The sequence below is a fragment of the Roseicyclus sp. genome (assembly GCF_965662675.1).
Taxonomy (GTDB): Bacteria; Pseudomonadota; Alphaproteobacteria; order Rhodobacterales; family Rhodobacteraceae; genus Roseicyclus.
The window spans coordinates 1-22171 of record NZ_CBFIIK010000021.1 but is presented as its reverse complement, the minus strand read 5'-3'; the positions used below and the strand labels follow the sequence as shown (position 1 = coordinate 22171).

19 protein-coding genes and 1 pseudogene are annotated in these 22171 nt (G+C 62.8%); 11 read left to right on the top strand and 9 right to left on the bottom strand.

What is annotated here, in order from left to right; all coding sequences use genetic code 11:
- The 6 genes and pseudogenes from ACTG4J_RS05810 to ACTG4J_RS05785 form a co-directional block, all read left to right on the top strand.
- On the top strand, positions 1-784 hold a 784-nt coding region (locus ACTG4J_RS05810; protein WP_439137876.1), incomplete at its 5' end, for an ABC transporter ATP-binding protein.
- The gene (locus ACTG4J_RS05805; RefSeq protein ID WP_439137874.1) at positions 781-1779 is read left to right on the top strand and encodes an ABC transporter ATP-binding protein; all 999 of its coding nucleotides are present in this window, start codon (positions 781-783) and stop codon (positions 1777-1779) included. The genes ACTG4J_RS05810 and ACTG4J_RS05805, both read left to right, overlap by 4 nt.
- Positions 1776-2654 carry an N-formylglutamate amidohydrolase gene (locus ACTG4J_RS05800; protein ID WP_439137872.1) on the top strand — a complete coding sequence of 293 codons (879 nt, stop codon included), beginning with the start codon at positions 1776-1778 and terminating at the stop codon, positions 2652-2654. Before ACTG4J_RS05805 ends, ACTG4J_RS05800 begins: the two co-directional genes overlap by 4 nt.
- Positions 2651-3643 carry a succinylglutamate desuccinylase gene (locus ACTG4J_RS05795; RefSeq protein WP_439137871.1) on the top strand — a complete coding sequence of 331 codons (993 nt, stop codon included), beginning with the start codon at positions 2651-2653 and terminating at the stop codon, positions 3641-3643. The genes ACTG4J_RS05800 and ACTG4J_RS05795 overlap by 4 nt, the downstream gene beginning before the upstream one ends.
- An 18-nt stretch (positions 3644-3661) precedes the next feature.
- The gene (locus ACTG4J_RS05790) at positions 3662-5077 is read left to right on the top strand and encodes an amidohydrolase (RefSeq protein WP_439137870.1); all 1416 of its coding nucleotides are present in this window, start codon (positions 3662-3664) and stop codon (positions 5075-5077) included.
- A 316-nt stretch (positions 5078-5393) separates the two neighbouring features.
- Positions 5394-6568, top strand: a pseudogene (locus ACTG4J_RS05785) (IS3 family transposase).
- 89 nt (positions 6569-6657) lie between these two features.
- On the opposite strand, the gene ACTG4J_RS05780 reads toward ACTG4J_RS05785, so the two are convergent.
- From ACTG4J_RS05780 to ACTG4J_RS05740, 9 genes are all read right to left on the bottom strand, one after another.
- On the bottom strand, positions 6658-7410 hold the full coding sequence (locus ACTG4J_RS05780; protein WP_439137869.1) for a ribonuclease activity regulator RraA: 753 nt from the start codon (positions 7408-7410) through the stop codon (positions 6658-6660).
- Positions 7411-7429: 19 nt separating this feature from the next.
- Positions 7430-8341, bottom strand: a complete 912-nt coding sequence (locus ACTG4J_RS05775) for a sugar kinase (protein ID WP_439137868.1) — start codon at positions 8339-8341, stop codon at positions 7430-7432.
- Between the two features lie 19 nt (positions 8342-8360).
- Complete coding sequence (locus tag ACTG4J_RS05770; protein WP_439137866.1) at positions 8361-8672, bottom strand: cupin domain-containing protein; 312 nt, start codon at positions 8670-8672, stop codon at positions 8361-8363.
- Positions 8673-8695: 23 nt separating this feature from the next.
- Positions 8696-9439, bottom strand: a complete 744-nt coding sequence (locus ACTG4J_RS05765; protein WP_439137864.1) for an SDR family NAD(P)-dependent oxidoreductase — start codon at positions 9437-9439, stop codon at positions 8696-8698.
- Positions 9440-9470: 31 nt separating this feature from the next.
- On the bottom strand, positions 9471-11792 hold the full coding sequence (locus tag ACTG4J_RS05760; protein WP_439137863.1) for a DUF4962 domain-containing protein: 2322 nt from the start codon (positions 11790-11792) through the stop codon (positions 9471-9473).
- A gap of 79 nt (positions 11793-11871) precedes the next feature.
- A complete protein-coding gene (locus tag ACTG4J_RS05755; RefSeq protein WP_439137862.1) occupies positions 11872-13419 on the bottom strand; it encodes an extracellular solute-binding protein in 1548 nt (515 codons plus the stop codon).
- A gap of 26 nt (positions 13420-13445) precedes the next feature.
- Positions 13446-14327, bottom strand: a complete 882-nt coding sequence (locus ACTG4J_RS05750; RefSeq protein ID WP_439137860.1) for a carbohydrate ABC transporter permease — start codon at positions 14325-14327, stop codon at positions 13446-13448.
- 13 nt (positions 14328-14340) lie between these two features.
- Entirely contained in the window at positions 14341-15324 is a 984-nt protein-coding gene (locus tag ACTG4J_RS05745) for an ABC transporter permease (protein WP_439137858.1), read from the bottom strand.
- Positions 15321-16424 (bottom strand): ABC transporter ATP-binding protein, encoded by a 1104-nt coding sequence (locus ACTG4J_RS05740; RefSeq protein ID WP_439137856.1) that lies wholly within the window; start codon positions 16422-16424, stop codon positions 15321-15323. Before ACTG4J_RS05740 ends, ACTG4J_RS05745 begins: the two co-directional genes overlap by 4 nt.
- A 155-nt stretch (positions 16425-16579) precedes the next feature.
- Between ACTG4J_RS05740 and ACTG4J_RS05735 the strand changes: the two genes are divergently transcribed.
- The 5 genes from ACTG4J_RS05735 (at position 16580) to kduD (ending at position 21715) form a co-directional block, all read left to right on the top strand.
- Complete coding sequence (locus tag ACTG4J_RS05735) at positions 16580-17842, top strand: enolase C-terminal domain-like protein (protein ID WP_439137854.1); 1263 nt, start codon at positions 16580-16582, stop codon at positions 17840-17842.
- A gap of 96 nt (positions 17843-17938) precedes the next feature.
- Positions 17939-18673, top strand: a complete 735-nt coding sequence (locus tag ACTG4J_RS05730) for a GntR family transcriptional regulator (protein ID WP_439137853.1) — start codon at positions 17939-17941, stop codon at positions 18671-18673.
- A gap of 25 nt (positions 18674-18698) precedes the next feature.
- Positions 18699-20063 (top strand): MATE family efflux transporter, encoded by a 1365-nt coding sequence (locus tag ACTG4J_RS05725; RefSeq protein ID WP_439137851.1) that lies wholly within the window; start codon positions 18699-18701, stop codon positions 20061-20063.
- A 69-nt stretch (positions 20064-20132) separates the two neighbouring features.
- Entirely contained in the window at positions 20133-20963 is an 831-nt protein-coding gene (gene kduI / locus ACTG4J_RS05720; RefSeq protein WP_439137849.1) for a 5-dehydro-4-deoxy-D-glucuronate isomerase, read from the top strand.
- Positions 20960-21715, top strand: coding sequence for a 2-dehydro-3-deoxy-D-gluconate 5-dehydrogenase KduD (gene kduD / locus ACTG4J_RS05715; protein WP_439137847.1), 756 nt, complete (start codon positions 20960-20962; stop codon positions 21713-21715). Before kduI ends, kduD begins: the two co-directional genes overlap by 4 nt.
- The last annotated feature ends 456 nt before the right edge of the window (positions 21716-22171 follow it).

Here is a 22171-nt window from a genome sequence, read left to right as displayed (position 1 = left end):
CGAGATCTTGTTTCATGGCCAAGATCTTGCGCAGTTGTCGAACCGCGAAATGCGCAGCCTGCGGGGCAATCGCATCGCGATGATCTTTCAAGATCCGATGATGACGTTGAACCCCGTGCTGCGGATCGAGACCCAGATGGTCGAGGCTGTGCGCGCCCATGAGCGTATCAGCCATGCTGCTGCACGCGACCGGGCCATCACGACCTTAGCCAAGGTGGGCATCCCGTCACCGGCCGAGCGGCTTGCAGCCTATCCGCACCAGTTCTCGGGCGGCATGCGCCAGCGCGTGGCCATCGCGATCGCGCTGTTGAATGGGCCCGAGTTGATCGTGGCCGACGAACCGACGACAGCCCTTGATGTGACGATCCAAAGCCAGATCTTGGCCGAGGTGCAGGAACTCGCCCGCGAAACCGGCACGGCGCTGATCTGGATCACCCATGATCTCGCCGTGGTGGCCGGGTTGGCCGATAAGATCTCGGTCATGTATGCGGGCAGGATCGTGGAAAGCGGGCCGACCGATCAGGTGCTCGCTGCCCCGCAGCACCCCTATACCGCCGGGCTTTTGGGCTCGATCCCCGGTCATGGGCGGCGCGGTGAACGCCTGACCCAAATCCCCGGCATGGCCCCAAGCATGTCGCGGCTGCCTGCGGGTTGTGCCTTTGCCCCGCGGTGCGATCTCGCCAGCGAGATGTGTCGCAGCACCGCCCCGATGGTCACTGAAACGGGGGCAGGGCAGGGCTATCGCTGCCATCACCCTAATGCGGCACAGAAGGTGGCGACATGACACCGATGCTGGAACTCGAGGGCGTCTCGCGCCGCTTTGAGAAGAAATTCGATGCTGTCGAGAAGCTGGCCTTTCGGCTGGGTGCCGACCTGCGCGAGACCTGTGTCAACGCGGTCGATACCGCCAGCTTTGCCGTGGGCCGTGGCGAGGTGGTGGGTCTAGTGGGGGAAAGCGGCTGTGGGAAGTCCACGTTGGGGCGGATGGTGGCGGGGTTGTTGCCTGTCTCTGACGGCACGATCCGCTTTGAAGGTGTCGATGTCACCGATGCACGTAACCCCCAAGCCCGCGAGAAGCGCCTGCGCATCCAGATGATCTTTCAAGATCCGATGTCTTCGCTCAACCCCCGGATGAAGGTACAAAGCATCATCGGCGAGGCGGCGATCTACCACGGGCTGACCACCCGCACGGATATGCCCGCCTATGTCGCGGGGATGATGGCCAAGGTGGGGCTTGATCCATCCTATGCGCAGCGCTACCCGCATCAGTTTTCTGGTGGCCAACGCCAGCGCATCGGCATTGCCCGCGCGCTGGCCGTGCAACCCGATTTCCTGATTTGCGACGAAAGCATCGCGGCGCTCGATGTCTCGATCCAAGCGCAGGTGATCAATCTGTTCCAAGATCTGCGCCGCGATCTGGACCTGACCTATCTGTTCATCAGCCATGATCTGGGCGTGATCGAGCATATCGCCGACCGAGTGGTGGTGATGTACCTGGGTCGGATCGTCGAGATTGCGCCGACGGATGCGCTGTTTCGCGGGCCGCGTCACCCCTATACGCAGGCTTTGCTGGATCAGGTGCCGCGCCTTGGTGCGGGCAGGCAAGCCTTTCGCACGGTCAAGGGCGAAATCCCCTCGCCACTGAACCCGCCGCCGGGCTGCCATTTCAATCCGCGATGCCCCATGGCCGGTCCCCGTTGCCGAGCCGAGGTGCCACGCACCATCACCGTAGACGGGCACAGCACGGCCTGCCATCTGCATGACGGGGGAACCGCATGACTGACACCGTTCCGGGCGTTCTCAGCGTCAGCGGCGAAAGCCAGCAACGCTTGCCGCTGATCTTCGATAGCCCGCATTCGGGCACCCAGTATCCGCCGGAATTCACCCATGCCGCTGATCCTGCTCTGTTGCGGCAAGCAGAAGATACTCACGTCGCCGATCTTTGGGCGGGGGCCATGGCCCATGGCGCGGTCTTGCTCGAGGCGCATTTCCCGCGTTCCTTCGTCGATGCCAATCGCGCGCCCGACGATATCGACCCGGACGCGATCACGGGCAGCTATCCCGCACCGCTGAACCCATCGGTGAAAAGCCGCCTTGGCATCGGGCTATGCTGGACACGGGTGCCACCGGCTGGGGGGGCGATGTATGATCGCCCACTGACAGCCGCAGAGGTCGCAGACCGCGTAGCGCGCTACCACCGACCCTACCAGGCGCGGCTGCGGGGCTTGCTTGACGCCGCGCATGCACGCTGGGGGGCGGTGTGGCATATCAATTGCCATTCCATGCAGCAATTCGCCTCTGCCATGTCGACGCAAGATCGTGGTACTTCGCGGCCGGATTTCGTCTTGGGTGATCGTGATGGCACCGCCTGTGAGGCAGGGCTGACCGAAGCCGTGCGCCTTTTTCTTGTCGCACGCGGCTACACGGTCGCGGTCAATGATCCCTACAAGGGGATGGAGCTGATCCGCGCCAATGGTGCGCCCGCGCAAGGGCGGCACTCGATGCAGATCGAGGTCAATCGCAAGCTATACATGAATGAAATCACGCGGGAGCCGAACGCAGGGTATCCCGCACTCAAGGCCTGTTTCACGGCGCTTGCCGCGCATCTGGCCGACCATGTCGAAACCCGTCTCAAGAGGACAGCGGCAGAATGACAAACCCCACCAAAGGATCAGCCACCGGCCTTCCCAATCCATTTCCCGTGGAACTGACCCCACCTGACATTTCCGCCTATGCGAAAGGCACGGGCAGCATTCCCTATATCTGGACCTTCGACAGCGGTGTGGCCGGCCCCCATGTCGCGATCACCGCGATCGTGCATGGCAACGAGCCTTGCGGCGCGTTGACCCTTGATTGGCTGATGCGGCGCGACACGCGCCCTGTGCGGGGCAAGCTGTCTTTCGCCTTCATCAATGTCGCGGCCCATGAGGCCTTTGACCCAGAGGTGCCCGATGCCTCGCGCTGGATCGACGAGGATCTCAACCGCCTGTGGTCGACAGCCGTGCTTGACGATCCCGACCGCAAGCTGACCGAGGAATTGCGCCGCGCGCGGGAGGTGCGGCCATGGCTCGATACGGTCGATCTGTTGCTCGATATCCACTCGATGCAGAACAAGGCGCAAGCCTTGACCATTGCTGGGCTGCGCCCCAAGGGGCGCGAATTGGCCCGCAGCGTGGGCTACCCCGATCTGGTGATCAATGACCATGGCCATGCCGAAGGGGTGCGGATGCGCGACTATGGCGGCTTCGGCGATCCCGCCTCGTCGCGCAATGCGATGCTGGTGGAATGTGGCCAACATTGGGAAGCCGCCGCCGAAGGAGCCGCGATGGAAACCGCGATCCGGTTCTTGCGCGCGACCGGGGCGACAGCGCCCGATTTCGGGCAAGACTGGCTGTCACAACGGCCCGCCCCCGCAACGATGCAATTCCTCCAAGTCTCGCGCGCTGTGACCATTGAAACCGATGATTTCCGCTTTGCCCAAGATTGGCGCGGGCTAGAGCGCCTGCCGCAAGACACGCTGATCGGCCATGATGGCCCAACCGAGGTCCGGGCACCCCATCCGGTGACGGTTCTGATCATGCCATCGCGCAGGCTTTGGCGCGGCAAGACCGCCGTGCGGCTCGCCGAACCCGTCGCGGGTTGAACCACAGGAAGAACGACCATGCAAAACACCTCTGCCATCCCCGAACTGGTCGACCGCCACAAGGATGATTTGATCGAGCTGTCCGACCGTGTTTGGGCCACGCCCGAGACACTCTATGGCGAATTCCGCTCGGCCGCTGCCCATGCTGCGATGCTGCGCAGCAAGGGGTTTCATGTGATCGAAGGGGTGGCGGGCATCCCCACCGCCGTAACCGGCGAGGCAGGCACGGGTGGGCCGGTAATCGCCATTCTCGGTGAGTATGACGCGCTGCCCGGGCTTAGCCAAGTCGCAGGGATCGACCATCAGCAAGAGCTGGAAGTGGGCGCCCCCGGCCATGGCTGTGGTCATAACCTGCTGGGTTCGGCCGCGATGCTGGCGGCCTGCGCGGTCAAGGATTGGTTGGCGGCAACCGGCACGGCGGGGCGCGTGCGCTACTACGGCTGCCCCGCCGAAGAGGGCGGTGCGGCCAAGGCTTTCATGGTGCGCGACGGGGCTTTTGACGATGTCGATGCCGCTGTGACATGGCATCCGGGCGGCATGACGCGGGTCGATGACCCGCTGTCGCTTGCCAACACGCGGATGGATTTTCACTTCACCGGACGCGCTGCCCATGCCGCAGCGCAGCCGCATTTGGGGCGCTCGGCGCTTGATGCGGCCGAGTTGATGTCGGTTGGGGTGAACTACCTGCGCGAGCATATGGTCCAAGATGCGCGCATCCACTACGCCTATCTCGATGCCGGCGGGAAAGCGCCCAATGTGGTGCAATCGCGCGCCGCGGTACGCTATTCCATCCGCGCGCTGCATCTACACGAGATGCTTTCGTTGGTCGAACGGGTCAAAAAGGTTGCCGAAGGGGCGGCCTTGATGACCGAAACACAGCTCAGCGCCAAGATGTTCGCTGCCGTCTCTAACCATTTCGAGAACCTGACCATGGACCGGATCATGCAAGAGGCGCTCGATGAATTGGGCGGTGTGCCTTTCGATGAGGCCGACCGCGCCTATGCGGCGCGCATTCAGGCCACGCTGTCCCCCTCCGACATCGCTGCCGAATGGTCGGTGGTCAACCAAGCGCCGAGTGATGCGGTCTTGTGCGACTGGGTGGTGCCGATGCGGCCGGGCGGTGCGGTGCTGATCGGGTCGACCGATGTGGGTGATGTGACATGGAAGGTGCCCACCACCGAGGTACTGGTTGCGACCGCCGCCATCGGCACGCCGCTCCATAGCTGGCAGATGACCGCGCAGGGCCTATCGGGGGCGGCGCACAAGGGCATGATTCATGCCGCCAAGCTGATGGGCCGGGCCGCACAGATCCTGATCGCCGATCCCGCGCGACTGGCCGAGGCCAAGGCCGAGCATGCAAGCCGCCTTGCGCTGACGCCCTATACCTGCCCGATGCCTGCCGATCACCCGCCGCCCTTGGTCGAGCGAGCTTGAACCCTGTCACGCGATATCGGTCACTCCATTGCGAACGTGGCCGCGCGTGTCGCGGTGCGGCCGTCGGGTGGATCAACCTGCGATGTCGTCCACAATGGAATTCGGCTATTAGTACCCCGTTCTCCATCGCCTTCTCTTTTTCAAGGTCAAGATGCCGGTCGGATCGATGCTAAACGGCCCTATTCGGACTTAATTACAAATAAAGCCCAATCTCGGCATTCTGCCGCGCACGGAGCGTCTGACCTGGGTAATCCCCCCGACAGTAAGGGGCTGGATAAGTAGAATTTTCTCGGCAAGATGAACGAGGAGATTTCGAATGAAGACAAGCAGATACACTGAGGCGCAGATCATCGCGATCCTGCGGCAAGCCGAAGGCGGTGTGCCGGTTTCCGAGCTGTGCCGCGCGCATGGGATGAGCGAAGCGTCGTTTTGCAAATGGCGGGCCAAGTATGGCGGCATGGATGCGTCGATGGTCAGCCAGAGCGAGCCTTGTCTGCCATTGGTCCGAGGACAACGGCGAGCGCGATGGAAGAAGAGAACCGTCGCCTGAAGCGCATGTATGCGGATCTGAGCATGCAGAACGATCTGTTGAGGGAAGCCCTTGGAAAAAGTAGATTGGCCATCCGCTGCCCGACAGCGGTTTGCGTGCAAACCGCGACAGGTTAAGCGCTGCGCGATGGCCGAAACGGCGGTAGAACGACGGGGCGTCAGCATCGCGTTGGCGTGCCGGGCCGTCGGGGTCAGCGAGACTTGTTATCGTTATAGCCCGAACTGAAGGCCGAGAACGAGGTGATCGCCGATCTGCTGACGGGGCTGACCGATGCGCGCAAAACTTGGGGATTTGGCCTATGCTGCCTGCACTTGCGCAACGTCAAAGGCCATCCGTGGAACCACAAACGCGTCTATCCATTGGCCGTAAGGCGGATCTACTGCCAGTTGGAGCTGAACCTGCGGATCAAGCCCCGCAAGCGGCTGAAAGGTGAGAAACCTGACGTTCTGACGGTCCCGGACGCGTCAAATGTGACTTGGTCGATGGATTTCATGGCCGACCGTCTCGGCGACGGACAGGCTTTTCGGCTTTTGAACGTGTTGGACGACTTCAACCGCGAAGGGCTGGGGATCGAGGTTGATTTCTCGCCGCCCGCAGAACGTGTCATCCGCAGTCTGAACCGCATCATCGAGTGGCGCGGGAAACCCTGCACAATTCGTGTGAAAAACGGCCCTGAATACATCAGCGAGACGCTCAGAATATGGGCTGAGAAGCAGGGTATCACCATACAGCACATCCAGCCCGGGCAGCCCCAGCAGAACGCTTATGTCGAGCGCTACAACCGAACCGTTCGGCATGAGTGGTTGAATCCATACATCATCGAAAGCATCGAAGAGGCACAGGATCAGGCCACGCAATGGCTTTGGACTTTCAACAACGACCGCCCGAACATGGCCATCGGCGGCATCACACCCGCCATGAAACTGAAAATGGCCGCGTAAGTTCTACGGATGCACCCCTTTAACAATGAGGAGATTACCATCGCAGCACGGCTGCTCGGCTGCTTGGGCGCAGGATCGCTACAGTGTGTTTAATCGGCCTTTGAGCCGCGTTGCGCTTTGTGGTTGGCGAAGCGCTCCAAAGTATCCGGCTCCGTCGGCGGGTATAGCCCGATCACCGGCACGCCGCGCAAGACCTCTTCCAGTACGAATGCCTCGAAGGCTTCCATTTCCACGCTTTCCTCGGCGATCTCGTCGGCCAGATGGCGCGGGATGACCATCACACCATCGCCATCGCCCAGCATGATATCGCCGGGATAGACCGCAACGCCCCCACAGGCGATCGGCAGGCCGATATCGATGGCATGATGCTTTGTCAGGTTGGTCGGGGCCGAGGCTTTGGCGGCGAAGACGGGCATGTCCAGCGCCGTTGCACCCGTGGCATCGCGAATGCCGCCGTCCGACACGACACCGGCGGCACCACGTATCTGGAGCCGGGTAAGAAGGATTGTGCCGGCCGAGGCGGCCGAGGCATCTTGGCGGCAATCCATCACGAGGACAGCACCTTCCGGGCATTGCTCGACGGCCACGCGCTGCGGATGGTCGCGCTCGCGGAACGCCGTGATCGGGTCGGTATCAGGCCGCGCAGGGATATGGCGCAACGTATAGGCCGGGCCGACCATTGTCTGCCGTCCCGTGCCCAAGGGGGCCACACCTTGCACGAATGCGTTTTGATATCCGCGCTTGAAGAGAAGGGTGGCGACCGTCGCGGTGCTGGCGCGCGCCAAGCGTGTCAGCGTGTCGGTGCGCAGTGTGATTGTTTCTGCGGGGGCTGGGTTCGGCATCGGGGTTCCTTGGGGGCTGCTATGGCGTGCAGTCTGCGGGGTTGACGGGGACGAGCGCGCCCTTGGCCTGAACGACCTGCCCGGCCAATCGACAGGCGCGCGCGATGGTATCGGCAAGGGGTGTTTCGCCGCCCAGCCCCGCGAAGATGACGGCGTTGAAGCTGTCGCCAGCGGCAGTGGTATCGATGATCTGCGCCAGAGGAGCGACGGTGACGGTGTCTATTATGCCGCTGTCGAGATAGGTGACGTCGCTGGCGCCGTTCTTGACGATGACTGTCTTGGCCCCGGCGGCGGCATAGCGGGCGGTGGTCGCGATGGGATCGGCATCGCCGAAATGGACGGCTTCATCCTCGAACGAGGGCAGGACGATATCGCTTGCGGCGGCACCTTGCATGATGGTTCGCGTCATCTCGTCCCGGTCCGCCCAAAGCCGCGGGCGAAGGTTCGGGTCGAAGGCGATGATTTGCCCTGCACCACGCGCGCGCGCCAGCGCGTCCAGAAGCGTTCGCCGCGCAGGCGCGGACAGGATCGCCAGCGTGATGCCCGACACATAGATCAGATCGGCCCCCGCGAGGGCGGCGTCGAGCGCCGCGGGGTCGTCGGCAAGGCCGCGCGCCGCCGATTGCCCGCGCCAGTAGGAAAAGCTGCGCTCGCCGTTGTCGAGCGAGATCAGGTAAAGCCCGACTGTTCGGTCGGGAACTTGGCGCAGATGCGTGGTGTCGATACCGGCTGCGGCCATGAAGGCCGTCATCTTGTCCGAGATCGGGTCGGTCCCCACGGCGCTGCAAAAGGCGACGAAGGCATCGGGGCGAAGCCGCGCGAGGTACCATGCGGTATTGAAGGTATCGCCCGCGAAGCCAAGCCGAAACGCGCCCGGCGTCTCGGCCGGGGCAAGTTCCGCCATGCATTCGCCGATTGCCAAGAAGCGCATTGCGGCCGGCCCCTTCTGGTCAGAGGAAATCGTCGCGGCGCGGCGTGAAGCAATCCACCAGCTGGCCCGGTTCGATACAGACGCAGCCATGGGTCATGCCCGAGGGGACCACGAAGCTGTCGCCGGGTCCGACCTCGCGCTGCTCATCGCCAAGGGTGAAGCGAAAGCGGCCGCTTTCGACATAGGTCGATTGCACATGTGGGTGGTTGTGCAGCGCGCCCACCGCGCCCGTCGCCGCGAAACGGAAGGCAACCACCATCAGTTCGGGATGGTCCGAAAGCACCTGCCGCGACACGTTTTCGCCTGTAGGCACGATGGGAAAGTCGGTCATGTCATGTCTCCGCAGGGTCAGACTCAACTGAACAGCATGCCGCCATTGATGTCGATATTTGCGCCAGTAATGAAGGCGCTATCTTCGCAGGCCAGAAAAAGAACCAGATTGGCGGTATCTGCGGGGACGCCCTGCCGCTTGACGGGGGCTGCGGCCTCGAATCCGCGACGGGCGGCGTCGGCGGTGTGGATGTTGTGGAAATCTGTATCGATCATGCCGGGGCAAAGCGCGTTGACGCGGATCGCGGGGCCCAGCTCCTTGGCCAGCCCGCGGGTCAGTGTTATCACGGCGCCCTTGGCGGTGGCATAGGCCACAGCGCCCGGCCCGCCGCCGTCACGGCCTGCTTGGCTGGCGAGGTTGACGATGGTGCCGCTGGTCATGTGGGGCAGGCAGGCCTTGATCATCGAGACGGTGCTGGTCAGGTTCAGGTCCATGACCGCGTGCCAATGCGACAGTTCCATCTCGGCCAGTGTCTTGCGCGCGATCAGGCCGCCGGCATTGTTGACCAGTATGTCGACGCTGCCGAATTCTGCGAGGGTGCGGGCAACCAGCGCCGCGGCATCGGCGGGATTGTTCAGGTCGCCCTGCATGGCGATCGCGCGCCCACCCAATGCCGCGATCTCGGCGAGGGTCTGTTCCGCCCCGGCGCTTGACGCGAAATAATTGATCGCCACATTGGCACCTTCGGAGGCGAGTTTCACTGCGCAAGCGCGACCGATATCGCGGCCGCCGCCGGTGATGATGGCGGTTTTTCCCTTGAGTTTCATGTCGTTCTTTCCTGTCCTTTTATGGTCGGCATCAGACGCCGACGTCGAATGTCTTGGGGACCACGACCTTGAAGGTCCGGTCGCTGGCATCGGTGAAGTAGAGGTCGCAGTCGTAGCCCTGATCGTCGAGAAAGCTGAACACGCGCCGCGGGGCTGAGAGCGTGTAAGGGACCAGCAGCGTTGCGATGCGGTGGCGGGTGGCTTTGGGGAAGCTGGCCGTCAGGCAGGTGCTGACCTGCAGGCCTTTGTATTCGGCGCTGTCGACATCTGGAAAGCCGGTGTCTTGCGACAGGCTTGGCGTGCCGGCCTCCGACCACAAGACCTGCCCGTAGAAGCCCGCACGTTTTCCGGTGTAGCGGAAGCTGGAAGCGCCCAGCGCCATCGGCGCGTTGGCGTGCAGCAGCCAGTCAATCGTGACGGGTTTCGTTGCATCGATGCTGTCGACGATCACGAAGTATTCGCCGTTGACGAAATAAACCTCGCGCGTGGCTTGCGTGACCTCGGGCGTCAGCGTGGCATAGGCCGCGGTGGCATCGCCCCGAATGTAGATGTGATCGCCCCGGTCTGCGACCATTTCGAGGCTGCCCGCGGCGGCCATGGCCAGCGGCTTGTCCTTGCCCGCGTATTGCCCCTTGCCGTCGATCAAGATCGCGTTCTTCGACCGGGTCTGGCGCCGCCAATTCTGGTGCATGGTCGAATTGAAGGCAACATAGTGGCCCGATTGAATAGCGAGGTCTTCGCCGAAAGCGGAGAGGCAGAAGGCATTCTGGTCGCCGTGGCTATGGCTGATCGAGCCGAAAGGCGAGGATTTCATGACGAATTGCAGGTGGTTCTCGGGGTCGGCCATGGCCTTTTGTATCGCCGCCCAGCCGATACCCTTGAACCAGCGCAGCCCATCTTCGGGCGGGGTCGCTTTGACCAACGGAAAATCGGTACGATAGGTCAGTTCGTCGAAATTGAAGTCCCACCAGCCCCAGTTGTAGAAGGCCATGGCGGTGTCGGGATTGGTGCGGGTGATCTCGTCGTAATACCACTGGTAGGCGCCGTTGCCTGTAACCCCTGCGAACTGACGCAGGTTGAAGCCGACCTTGACCGCTGGCAGGTCACCCATGGTGCTGTCATCGCCGAAGGTGGCGCGGCGGGTATCGGGGGCCTTGGTATAGAGCGGGAAATCTCCGGTCTTCTGGAAGAACGGGCGCTGGTAGAGGTCGATGCCGGTATAGCCTTTAAGTAGGTTGGCGGCATCGATCAGGTAGGCCATTCCGGTCATCCAGTAATGCGGCCCTTCTGCCCATCCGCCATCGCTATCGCCCCAAGGGGAATAGACGGTCGAGAGGAACTCGATGGCGTAGTGCAGCCATCCCTCGGCCTCCTCGGCCTCGTCCAGAAGGGCGATGGCAGCCGGAATGATGACGGCTGACACCGCGCGCACGGCGTGGCTGTCATATGGAAAGAGATGGATGCGCGCGTTGCGGATTACATGATCGGCGGTCTCGCTTGTGCGGGCCAGCAAGGCTGCGCGCACAAGCGCGCGTTCTTCATCGTCGAGCAGGTCATGGAGCCAGTCATAGCCCCAGGCCAGCGCGAGGTTCACGCGGAAGGCCCATTCGTCGGTATAGGCGCGCGAGGTGGTCCCCGTTGGGTTCCAGCGGGCCGCCGAGAGCAACCACTCCTTGGCGCGGGCGCGCATCGCCGCGTCGTCAGTGACCGTGCCGCCGATGGCAAGGTGGCGGATCGCGTAGAGCAGTTCCTGGCAGTCGATATAGGTCTGCCGCCAGATCGAGGCCACGCGCTTGTGGCCGGGATAGCCGGCGGGTTCGGGGGTGATCTCGCGGTCCATCCACGGCAGCACGCTGTCTCGCCAGAAGATGGACCAAGTGCAATGATCGGGGTCTTGGGCAACGGCCTTGGCGAAGTGCTGCAGCCGCGCGGGTGTCATCCACAGGCGCGGGTGTGCGCGCTCGGCGCTCGCCAGACGCACGGCCCGGGCGGGCAGGGGCGTTTGCGGCAGCCCTTCGGGCAGGTGAAAAGCGCGGGGCTTGCTCCAATTGGTGAGGATCGCGCCGGTATTGGGGTCGCACACGGCATAGGACCAGTGCCAATCACCCGGATCGAGCGCACGGTCGGGGGTGAAGATGTTCAGCGGGAGTCGCTCGAACAGCAGGGTCTTGCCCTTGGGGAATTTCGGGTCGGTCGACAGGCGCAGCACATAGGCGGCCTCGTCTTCGATCACCGGCAGCCAGGTGAAACGCGGCGGGTTCTCGGTGATCTCGGTTTCGGGCGTGGGCGCGTAGCGGATCATCAGGCGACCGGCGGTCGGCTCGTCGAGTGTCTGGAGGGCGTCGGGAGGCATGTGGTCGTCCGAATAGGGGGTGCGAAGAAGGGGCGGGGCGCGCGCCCGATGTCACGCGCCCCGCCGGTTCAGGTCACGCTCAGGAACCCTGGCGTGCGTAGGCGGAATTCATCACCTCGAGGACTTGGTCGAGGCCCATGTCGGCGAGGGTTGAGACGTAGTCGTCCCAATCCGCCGTGACATCGCCCGAGCCCAGAACCCAAGCCTGCTGACGTTCCAGCATATAGGTGCGGATCGAGGGCCAGTAGCGGTCGTAAATGGCCTGCTCTTCCTCGTTGAACGACACGCCCAAGAACTGCGGCACGAGGAGATCATGCTGCGAATAGAGTTCGATGCCCGCGCGTGCGGCCTCGGAGGTCCACTGCCATTCATAGCGGTAGTCCTGCCAGTAGCCGCGCTGGATCTGGGCGCCGATTTCGTACATCTGGCTGTTCACCGCGCGGTCCGAGTTCAAGATCTCGGAGCGATAGATCGGCTCGCCGTCGATCACGTCGAAATGCACGCCTTCGACCCCGAAATTGGCCATGTTGCGGCCTTCCTCGGTGAACCAGAAGTCAAAGTAGCGGATGGTTTCGATCGGGTTCTCGTTGGCGAAGCTGATCGCCCAGCCATCGGGCTTGATCGGGATGCGGCGGTGTTCGGCCATCCGCACGCCTCCCGCCGATTCTGGCGGCAGGAAGGGTATGAAATCGAAGCCCGGCACGCTTTCGGCCAATGCGGCATTGTAGCCGGCGGTCGAGGCGAACCAATCATGAGTCACGCCGCCGAGGTTCTCGGACAGCAGGTAATCCCGCGCCGAGGAGCCGCGCGTGAAGATTTCGGGGTCAATCAGGCCCTCTGCATACCATTGCGCGATGTTGGCAAGGCCTTCGCGATAGGAGTCGACCGCATAGGGATGGGCGACCTGCCCGTCGCTGTTCACGTAGAAGTCGTGATAGGTGTCCGACCCGGAGGAGCGCGCATCCCAGAGCGTCAGGAGGCGGGCGACCTCTTCCCATTGGCGGGCGAAATACGGGATTTCGTCCTTCATGCCGTTGCCGTTGGGGTCGCGGTCGCGGAAGGCGACGAGTACGTCGTAAAGCTCGTTCACGTTCTGCGGCTGTTGCAGCCCGAGCGCGTCGAGCCAATCCTGCCGTACGAACCATGCGCGTCCGAATTCGCCATCGGGCAGATAGGGGATGTAGTAGTAATTGCCGTCATAGGCCGTGATCGCGGCCTGCAGCTCGGGATGGGCATCCCAGAAGGCTTGGATGTTCGGCGCATGCTCGGCCACCAGCTCGTTGAGCGGTAGGAAGGCACCTTGGGGGCCGTATTCGTTGACCGGTTGCTGGATCAGGTGGCCGCCGACGATATCGGGAAGATCGCCCTGCGCCAGAAGCAGGTTCATCGCCTCACGGCTATTGGTGGAGTTGCGCCCGGCTGTCGCGTCGATCAGATGGATGCCGGTCATCTCGCGGGCGGCTTGCTCGACGGGATAGTTCTCGTCGTAGCCCTGCGCACGGGGCCAGTGCATGTGAATGGTCAGCTCGAGCGGTTCCTCGACGATCATCAGATGTCCGTCGGCAAACGCCGGGGCGGTCAGGGCCGTGCAGGCCATGATGGCCAATGTAAGGGATGTCTTTCGCATTTGTTCCTCCCTGGTTGCGAAAATGGTCATTCCTTCACACCGCCGAGCATGATGCCCTTGGTGAAATACTTCTGAAGGAACGGGTAGATGAGCAGGATCGGTATGATCGAGCAGACGATGATCGCCGCGCTGACGGTCTCGAAGGAATAGCTGCTGGTCAGCAGGCTGTTGGCGAATTCCTCGTCGTCGCTGAGTTCGACGATGACGTGGCGCAAGTAGACCTGCAGTGGGATCTTCTCTTCGTCTTGCAAGAGCACCATGGCCCAAAAGAAGCCGTTCCAACGCCCCACGACGCAAAACAGGGCGATGGTGGCGATGGCGGGCTTGGAAAGCGGCACGAAGACCTTCCACAACACCTGGAACTCGTTGGCGCCGTCCATCCGAGCGGCTTCTTCGAAGCTTTTGGGGATCGACTCGAAGAAGTTGCGCAGCAAGATCAGGTTGAAGCCGTTGACGGCAAATCCGATGATGATGCCGAAGTAGCTATCCAGCAGGCCGAGGTCGCGCATGTTGAGGAAGAACGGGATGAGGCCCGCATTGAACCACATGGTGAAGGCCACCATCAGGTTCCAGAACCGCCGCCCATAAAGCTGCGGACGCGACAGGGCGTAGGCGCCGGGGATGATGAACGCTAGGCTCATCAAGGTGCCGCCGATGGTGTAGATGAAGGTGTTGCGGTAGCTGGTCCAGAACTGCGGTTCCGACAGTACCCGTTCGTACGCTTCCAGTGTAAAGCCCACAGGGGTCAGCAAGACGTTGCCTGCACGCGCCTCGAAGCCGCTGCTCAGTGACAGTGAGGCGATGTAGATGAACGGGTAAAGTGTCGAGAGTGCGAAGACCCCGATCAGCACCATGTTGAGGGTGACAAAGGCCCGGTCACCGCGCGAATAGAGGTTCATGTTCGTCATCGCGTTGCTTCCTTCACCACAGGCTGGTGCGCGAGTAGCGCTTGGAGATGGCATTCGCGGTGATCACCAGCACGAAGGCCACGACCGCGTTGAACAGCCCCGCAGCGGCGGCCAGGTCGTATTGACCGCCCTGAATGCCCTGCCGATAGATGAAGGTATTGACCACATCCGCCGTCTCGTAGGTGGCGGGCTGGTATAGCAAAATGATCATCTCGAAGGAGACTTCCATCAGGTTGCCGATGCGGATGATCAGCATGATGATGATGGTGGGCAGGATCGACGGGATCGTGATCTTCCACATCATCTGCCAGCGGCTCGCGCCGTCGACCACCGCGCTTTCGTAAAGCGTCGGCGAGACACCTGCGATAGCGGCAAGATAGACGATCGACTGGAAACCCGCCTCTTGCCAGATGCCGGTGCCGATGAAGATCGGCCGGAACCATTCGGGCCGGATCAGGAAATAGACCGGGTCCAGCCCCAACCATCCCAGCACCGTGTTCACGATACCCGCCGAGGGCGAAAACGCGGTGATCACGATGCCTGCGATGATCACCGACGAGATGAAGTGGGGCAGGTAGACGATGGTTTGCGTGGTTTTGCGGAACCACTGGCTGAGCACCTCGTTGAACATCAGCGCCAGCAGGATCGGGACTGGGAAGCCGATCAGCAGGCTATAGGCGGAGATGATCACGGTGTTGCGGACAGCGCGCAGGAACTGGTCGTTGCTGAAGAGCGTCTCGAAATGCTCGAAGCCGATCCACGGGCTACCCTCGATCCCGCGGAAAATGGAGTAGTCCTTGAAGGCGATTTGAAGCCCATACATGGGCTTGTAGAGGAACAAGAGCAGCCAGATGATCGTGGGGAGCAACAAGACGTAAAGCTGCCATTCGCGGCGCAGATGATCGCCCACGCGCTGCAGGCGCCCGGGTTGCATCGCCCGGTTCCGGGTGGCCGGCGCCTCGCCGGGGGCGGCGCGCATGTTGGGGCGGGTGCTCATGCGGCGCTGACCTGACCGGGTAGGGCGGCCCCGGTCTCGGCGTCGAAGACGCGGATCAAATGCGGGGGCACGGTGAAGCCGCTGACATGGTTGAGCGAAGTTGTCTGGCCCATCGTCTCGGTGCGGATGACGAAGGGTTCCCCGGCCAGCGAGGCGTGGATGAGGGCTTCGGAGCCGAGGGTTTCCACGAGATCGACATCGATGCAGACGCGGTCGGTGACGGTGTCATCCGCAATCGCCGCGAACTCTGGCCTGATGCCGATAATCACGTCGCGTCCGACGCCATCGCGCAGAGCGGCGATATCGGGCAGGGTGATTTTCTGGCCCAGCACTGCAGCGGCGAGGTGCGCTTCGCCCGGCACAATGCGGCCCTTGACCATATTCATCGGCGGCGCTCCGAGGAACGCCGCGACGAAGGTATTGGCGGGATTGAGGAACAGCTCCATCGGCGTGCCGATCTGTTCGATCCGACCGTCATGCATGACGACGATCCGGTCCGCCAACGTCATCGCCTCGACCTGGTCATGTGTGACGTAGATCGAGGTCACGCCAAGGCGGTTGTGCAGCCGCTTGATTTCGGCGCGCATCTGTGTGCGCAGCTTGGCGTCGAGGTTGGACAGGGGTTCGTCGAACAAAAAGACCTTGGGCCGGCGCACGATGGCACGGCCCATGGCGACGCGCTGGCGTTGACCACCCGACAAATCGGCTGGGCGTCTGTCGAGATATTCGCGAAGGCCCAGAATGGCAGCTACCTCTTCGACGGAGGCTGCGATCCGGTCCTTGGGTTCGCGGCGGATGCGCAGGCCGAAGGCGATGTTGTCGGCGACGTTGAGATGGGGGTAGAGCGCGTAGTTCTGGAACACCATCGCGACGTCGCGATCCTTGGGCGCAACGCGATTCATGCGGCGCCCATCAATCGTCAGATCGCCATCGCTGATCTCCTCCAGCCCGGCGATCATGCGCAGCGTGGTGGATTTTCCGCATCCGGAAGGGCCGACAAGGACGACGAATTCCTTCTCCGCCACTTCGAGGTCGATACCGTGCACGACCTGCAAGGCGCCATAGGCCTTCACGATACCGTTAAGCGTCACTCCCGCCATGCGTCCGCCCTCGTCTCTTGGTGTCGCCGCCGCCCGGCACGGTGGTTCGATTCGCCTAAAGTTGTAACTGGTATACTAGTCTTAAATGTGGAATACTAGTCTTCAAATCGGATTCGATCCGTGCCAAGCAACGGCACGAAGGACATGGAGAGGCCATGAAAGTCGTTGACGTCACCGTTACGCCGATCGCGATACCGGATGTGCCGCTGGCCAACCTCAAGGGCGTGCATCCGTCCGTCTTCCTGCGCTCGGTGATCGAGGTGCGGACGGATACTGGTTTGGTGGGTCTGTCCGAAACCTATGGCGCTACGCGCACGCTGACTGGATTGCAGAAGGTCGCGCGGCGGCTTGAGGGGTTGGACCCCTATGATTTGCGTGATCTGCGCGTGCGGGTAGAGGCGGCGCTGCCGAATGCGGGCGGTGTGAATGCCCCGACGGCGCTGGCCGATCACAAAGTCGTCGATGTTGTCTACAGCGCCTTCGAGATCGCCTGTCTCGACCTGCGCGGTAAAGAGGTCGGCCGCCCGCTCTACGATTTGCTTGGGGGTGCGGTGCGCAAGACGATTCCGTTTGGCGGCTATCTCTTTTTCAAATTCGCCAAGCAAGACCTGACTTTCGGTCCCGACATCATGGGCGAGGTGATGACGCCCGATGCCCTCGTCGAACAGGCCCGCGCGTTCCACGGGGAATACGGTTTCTCCTCATGGAAGGTGAAGGGCGGTGTGTTGGAACCTGAGCTGGAAGTCGAGACCATGCTGAAGCTGCGCGAGGCCTTTCCCGGCCACGGGCTACGGATCGACCCGATGGGGGCGTGGACGGTGCCCACGGCACTTAAGGTCATCGATGCGCTGGGCGGGACCGAGGCGGGGGTGCTGGAGTATCTCGAGGACCCGGTGCCGGGATTGGCGGCGATGGCCGAGCTTTCGGCGCAGACCGACATGCCGCTGGCCACCAACCTTGTCGTGGTTGAGTTCGAACAGCTGATCGAGGCAGTCAAGACCGATGCTGTGCAGATCGTCTTGTCCGATCACCATTACTGGCGTGGTGCTACAGGCGCGGTCCACCTAGGCGAGATGTGCCGCGCGGCGGGGCTTGGCGTGTCCATGCATTCCAACTCTCACCTCGGCATTTCCTTGGCCGCAATGTGCCATGTCGCGGCCGCGACGCCGAACCTGACCTATGATTGCGACACCCATTACCCATGGTCGACGAAGGAGATCGTGAAGGGCGGCCGCCCGACCTTTCGCAACGGGGCCGTTCAGGTGCCCGAGGGGCCGGGGCTTGGCGTGGAATTGGATCACGAGGCGGTGGCCGAGCTTCACGCGCTGTACCGGCGTGCAATGGTCATCGACCGCGACGATACCGAGGAGATCCGCAAGTACCGGCCGAACTTCGAAAGGAAGGTGCCACGATGGTAATGAAACCAATGCTTCAGTATGTAAGTGACCGCACGATCTTTGCCGGCTCGCAGGGGGTGTGCTGCGGACGCTGCAACCGGAAAGGGGTTTGAAGCCATGGCTCATGTCGTTCAAGCAAGGGATCGACGCACCAGCGTCGACGACATCTTCGACTACCTGCATGCCGAAATCACCTCGTTGAGGCTGAAGCCGGGCGACAAGATCTCGGAGGCCGAGATCGCCGCGCGGTTCGGCGTGTCGCGCCAGCCCGTGCGCGACGCATTCAGCCGGCTCGACAACCTCGATCTGCTGGTGATCCGACCACAACGTGCGACCTCGGTGCGGGGCTTTTCGTTGCGGGAAGTGTCCAAGGCGCGTTTCGTGCGTGCGGCGGTCGAGTTCGAGGTGCTGCGTCGTGCATGCGACTGGTGCGATCGCGGGGACAGCGCGAAGTTGTCGGCCTGTCTGGACGATCAGCGTGCCGCCGTCGCTTCCAATGACTACAGGCTGTTCGGGGCGCTCGACTACGAGTTTCACCGTCAGCTATGCGAGGTCGCGCAGGTCGATTTCGCCTTCGAGGTCATCTCGCAAGAAAAGGCCAAGGTGGACAGGCTGTGCCTTTTGAGCTTGTCCAAGGAAGAGCGTATGCCGACCTTGCTCGAGGACCATGAACAGATCGTCGCGGCGATCTTGCGGGGTGACACGGCCGCGGCGGTCGCGGCGGGTACACTGCACCTATCGCGGCTTGACGAGACCATCGACGCCATCGCCCGCACCAATTCCGATTTCTTCGAACCCGATCATACCGAAGCCCCCGACGCCCCGTTCGCACCGCGGATGCCGCCCAAATGACGTCTCGACCGCGGACAGGGCTGCGATGACGCTTTCCGAATCCGAGCGGGTCGCCCCCGGCACGCGGTCAGTATTCGACATGGCTTGGCCGATGATGGCCAAGGCAATGATGCTTCACGGCATTGTGGTGATCGACACTTACCTCGTGTCGGGGCTGGGTGAGGTGGCGCTTTCTGCGATGGGATTGGCGGCGGCGATCTCGGGGCTTGTGCTCGGCACGATCCTGGCCTTTGCGAACGCCATGCAGATCCGAGCCGCGCAAGCCTTCGGGACAGGCGACGCGGTCTTTCTGCGTTCGACCTTTGCCGCGGGGCTGGCCACCAGCCTAGCGGTGGGGGTTGCCGGGCTGTGCATCATCTTGCTGGCGGGCCGGCCGTTGATCGGGGCCTTGGCCCCGAGCGCAGAAGTGGCGATGCTGGCCTTTGATTACCTGTCTGTCTTTGTGCTGGTGATCTTGGCCGAGGCCGTCGGTCAAGCGCTGACCAGTTTCCTCAACGGCTGCGGCAACACGCGGTTGCCGCTATACAGCTATTTTGTGGCCCTTCCGGTCAACGTGGGCATCAGCGTGGTCTTGATCCACGGGCTTTTCGGGGCACCGGCGCTTGGGCTGGTCGGCGCGGCCGTGGGTAGCGTGCTGGCCGCGCTGGTACAGGTCGGGTTCCTTGCACTACGAGTGCGGGCGCTGTCAGGGGCGTGGCGAACGGCGCGCGGCTGGCGCAATGGCGGTTTCGCGGCCACATGGCGACGGCACCTCATCTTCTCACTGCCGATCGCCGCGACGTTCATCAGCGCCGTTGCTGCGACCCATGTCTGCGCCCTGATCTATGCGCGGCTGAGCCTCAACGAGTTCGCTGCGCTGACCCTGATCCTGCCCTGGATCGTGATGGCCGGAACGGTGGGGATGTCTTGGGCGCAGGCCACCGGCATCATCGTGGCGCAATTGCTGGGTCAGCATCGCCCGCCCGAGGTGCTGGAGCGGTTTCTTGTCGGTGCGTGGCGGGCAGCCTTCTGGGCGGCGGCGCTGGTGGCTGCAGTCTATCTTGCGGTTTGTGTGCTGGCCAACTGGCTCTATCCTGGCCTCACGCTTGAGACCCGCGCGATCATCGCCTCGTTTTTGCCTATCCTTCTGCTTCTGCCGTTTCCAAAGGGCTCGAACGCGATTTGCGGCAACACGCTCAGGGCCAGCGGAGACACCGTCTACGTCATGCATGTCTTCGTCTGGTCGCAATGGCTGTTCAAGGTGCCGGCCACAGCTCTTGCTGTCCTCTATCTCAACCTGCCGGCGGTCTTGGTCTTGTCGATCCTGCTGCTGGATGAATTCGTGAAGGCCCCGGCCTTTCACCTGCGCCTGTTCCGGGGCGACTGGAAAGCGCGGGAGATACCCGTCTGATCCACCCCCATACCCCATGATCCGGCCCGCCCAGGTGCCGCACCAATTAAGATAACCACGGAGGGACCCATGCAAGAAACAACACTCAGACGCGCCATCGACCCGCGCCACGCCAAGATGATGGACACAACGGAGCTTCGGGCCGAGTTCTTGCTCGAGGAACTGTTCAAGCCCGGCACGGTCCATCTGGCCTATTCGCAATACGACAGGATAATCGTCGGCGGTGTGGTGCCATCGGATGGGCCGTTGATCATCGACCACGTGGCCGAGACCGGCACCGCCTCTTGGCTTGACCGGCGCGAGGCGACGCTGGTCAACGTGGGCGAGGGGACGGGCACGGTCGAGGCGGGGGGCGAAAGCTTCACGCTCGGCCGTTGCGATATGCTCTACCTAGGCATGGGGTCCGGGCCGGTCACGGTCTCGGGCAAGGGCGCGCGGTTCTACGTGTTGTCGGCCCCCGCGCACCGCGCCATTCCCGCGCGGTTGATCACCATCGAGGACGCGGCACAGGTGCCCCTTGGCGGGCGCGACACCTCGAACGAGCGGGTGATCTACCAGTTCGTGCATCCCGCCGTCATGGAAAGCTGCCAACTCGTCATCGGGCTGACCAAGCTTGGCCCCGGCTCGACCTGGAACACGATGCCCGCCCACCTGCATGAGCGCCGGTCAGAGGCCTATCTCTACATCGATCTGCCCGAGGGGCAGAACGTGATCCACCTCATGGGCGAGCCGTCCGAGACGCGCCACCTTGTGGTCCGCAACGAGCAGGCGGTGCTGTCGCCGCCATGGTCGATCCATTGCGGTGCCGGGACCGCCAATTACAGCTTCATCTGGTGCATGGCCGGCGACAATGTCGATTACACTGACGTCGAGATGGTGGGGATGGGGGACCTGCGATGAACCGCTTCTCGCTGGAGGGCACGCGGGTGTTGGTGACGGGTGCCAATACCGGGATCGGTCAGGCGATCGCTGTCGACATGGCGGGTCACGGCGCCCATGTCATCGGCGTGGGACGCTCGGCGATGGACGAGACCGCCGCGCTGGTGGTGGCTGCGGGCGGCCGTTTCGATGCCGTCCATTCGGATCTGGCCACGGTGGCGGGCGCGCAGGCCGCCTTCGCCGAGGCCCGTGACCGCTTTGGCCCGGTCGACACGCTGGTCAACAATGCCGGGATCATCCGCCGCGCCGACAGTATCGACTTCACCGAAGAGGACTGGGACGCGGTGATGGACATCAACCTCAAGGTCGTCTTCTTCCTCTGCCAGGCCTTTGCGCGGGCCTGCATGGCCGAGGGGCGGTCGGGTAGCATTGTCAATATCGCGTCGCTCCTGTCGTTTCAGGGCGGTATCCGCATCCCCTCCTATACATCTTCAAAAAGCGGGGTCGCGGGGCTGACCAAGATCTTGTCGAACGAATGGGCGGCAAATGGCATCACCGTGAACGCCGTGGCGCCGGGTTATGTCGTGACAAACAATACAGAAGCCCTGCGTGCCGACCCCGAGCGCAATAAGGCGATCTTGGACCGTATCCCGGCCGGGCGCTGGGCCGAGGCCGGCGATATCGCGGGAGCAGTCACTTTCCTTGCCTCGCCGGCGGCCCGCTATGTGACCGGGATCACCTTGCCGGTCGATGGCGGCTGGCTCGCGCGGTAGCAAGGAGGGCGCAACCAAGCGGCTCAACCGCAGAGATGTGAAGCGCCAATCGCCGCTGCCGATCGCGCGCTACCGCAATTGTTGAACCATGCACCAATGACCGGTTTTGCGAAGTTGCATTGCATGTAAGGCGTCCTTGAGCCGGCACCGCATAGTCCCGCGATGTCAGGCCAGCGGTGCTTGGGTTTGGGCGGTGATGGTAGACGGCGTCCATCGACCGGCTGGCAATTTGCAACGCAAATCTGCCCAAAGGGGCGCCATGGTGCTGCACCCAGCCCGCCATGTGTGAAATGCTGCATCGCCGCCCGCAACATGTGGCTGGTCAGCTGTTTCCATTATATCGTTGGCCGGACACCGAAATCTTCAACAAATCTGCGCGTCGTGCCTGCATGGGCGTTGCGCCGCATTCTCGGGCATGCTCCGCAAGAGTCGCGTCGCGATGTCTACGGGGGACAG

Bases quoted from the DNA above. Each gene is read 5' to 3' on its own strand.
- ACTG4J_RS05805 (WP_439137874.1), top strand. From the start codon at position 781: ATGACACCGATGCTGGAACTCGAGGGCGTCTCGCGCCGCTTTGAGAAG.
- ACTG4J_RS05800 (WP_439137872.1), top strand. From the start codon at position 1,776: ATGACTGACACCGTTCCGGGCGTTCTCAGCGTCAGCGGCGAAAGCCAG.
- ACTG4J_RS05795 (WP_439137871.1), top strand. From the start codon at position 2,651: ATGACAAACCCCACCAAAGGATCAGCCACCGGCCTTCCCAATCCATTT.
- ACTG4J_RS05790 (WP_439137870.1), top strand. From the start codon at position 3,662: ATGCAAAACACCTCTGCCATCCCCGAACTGGTCGACCGCCACAAGGAT.
- ACTG4J_RS05780 (WP_439137869.1), bottom strand. From the start codon at position 7,410: ATGCCGAACCCAGCCCCCGCAGAAACAATCACACTGCGCACCGACACG.
- ACTG4J_RS05775 (WP_439137868.1), bottom strand. From the start codon at position 8,341: ATGCGCTTCTTGGCAATCGGCGAATGCATGGCGGAACTTGCCCCGGCC.
- ACTG4J_RS05770 (WP_439137866.1), bottom strand. From the start codon at position 8,672: ATGACCGACTTTCCCATCGTGCCTACAGGCGAAAACGTGTCGCGGCAG.
- ACTG4J_RS05765 (WP_439137864.1), bottom strand. From the start codon at position 9,439: ATGAAACTCAAGGGAAAAACCGCCATCATCACCGGCGGCGGCCGCGAT.
- ACTG4J_RS05760 (WP_439137863.1), bottom strand. From the start codon at position 11,792: ATGCCTCCCGACGCCCTCCAGACACTCGACGAGCCGACCGCCGGTCGC.
- ACTG4J_RS05755 (WP_439137862.1), bottom strand. From the start codon at position 13,419: ATGCGAAAGACATCCCTTACATTGGCCATCATGGCCTGCACGGCCCTG.
- ACTG4J_RS05750 (WP_439137860.1), bottom strand. From the start codon at position 14,327: ATGACGAACATGAACCTCTATTCGCGCGGTGACCGGGCCTTTGTCACC.
- ACTG4J_RS05745 (WP_439137858.1), bottom strand. From the start codon at position 15,324: ATGAGCACCCGCCCCAACATGCGCGCCGCCCCCGGCGAGGCGCCGGCC.
- ACTG4J_RS05740 (WP_439137856.1), bottom strand. From the start codon at position 16,424: ATGGCGGGAGTGACGCTTAACGGTATCGTGAAGGCCTATGGCGCCTTG.
- ACTG4J_RS05735 (WP_439137854.1), top strand. From the start codon at position 16,580: ATGAAAGTCGTTGACGTCACCGTTACGCCGATCGCGATACCGGATGTG.
- ACTG4J_RS05730 (WP_439137853.1), top strand. From the start codon at position 17,939: ATGGCTCATGTCGTTCAAGCAAGGGATCGACGCACCAGCGTCGACGAC.
- ACTG4J_RS05725 (WP_439137851.1), top strand. From the start codon at position 18,699: ATGACGCTTTCCGAATCCGAGCGGGTCGCCCCCGGCACGCGGTCAGTA.
- kduI (WP_439137849.1), top strand. From the start codon at position 20,133: ATGCAAGAAACAACACTCAGACGCGCCATCGACCCGCGCCACGCCAAG.
- kduD (WP_439137847.1), top strand. From the start codon at position 20,960: ATGAACCGCTTCTCGCTGGAGGGCACGCGGGTGTTGGTGACGGGTGCC.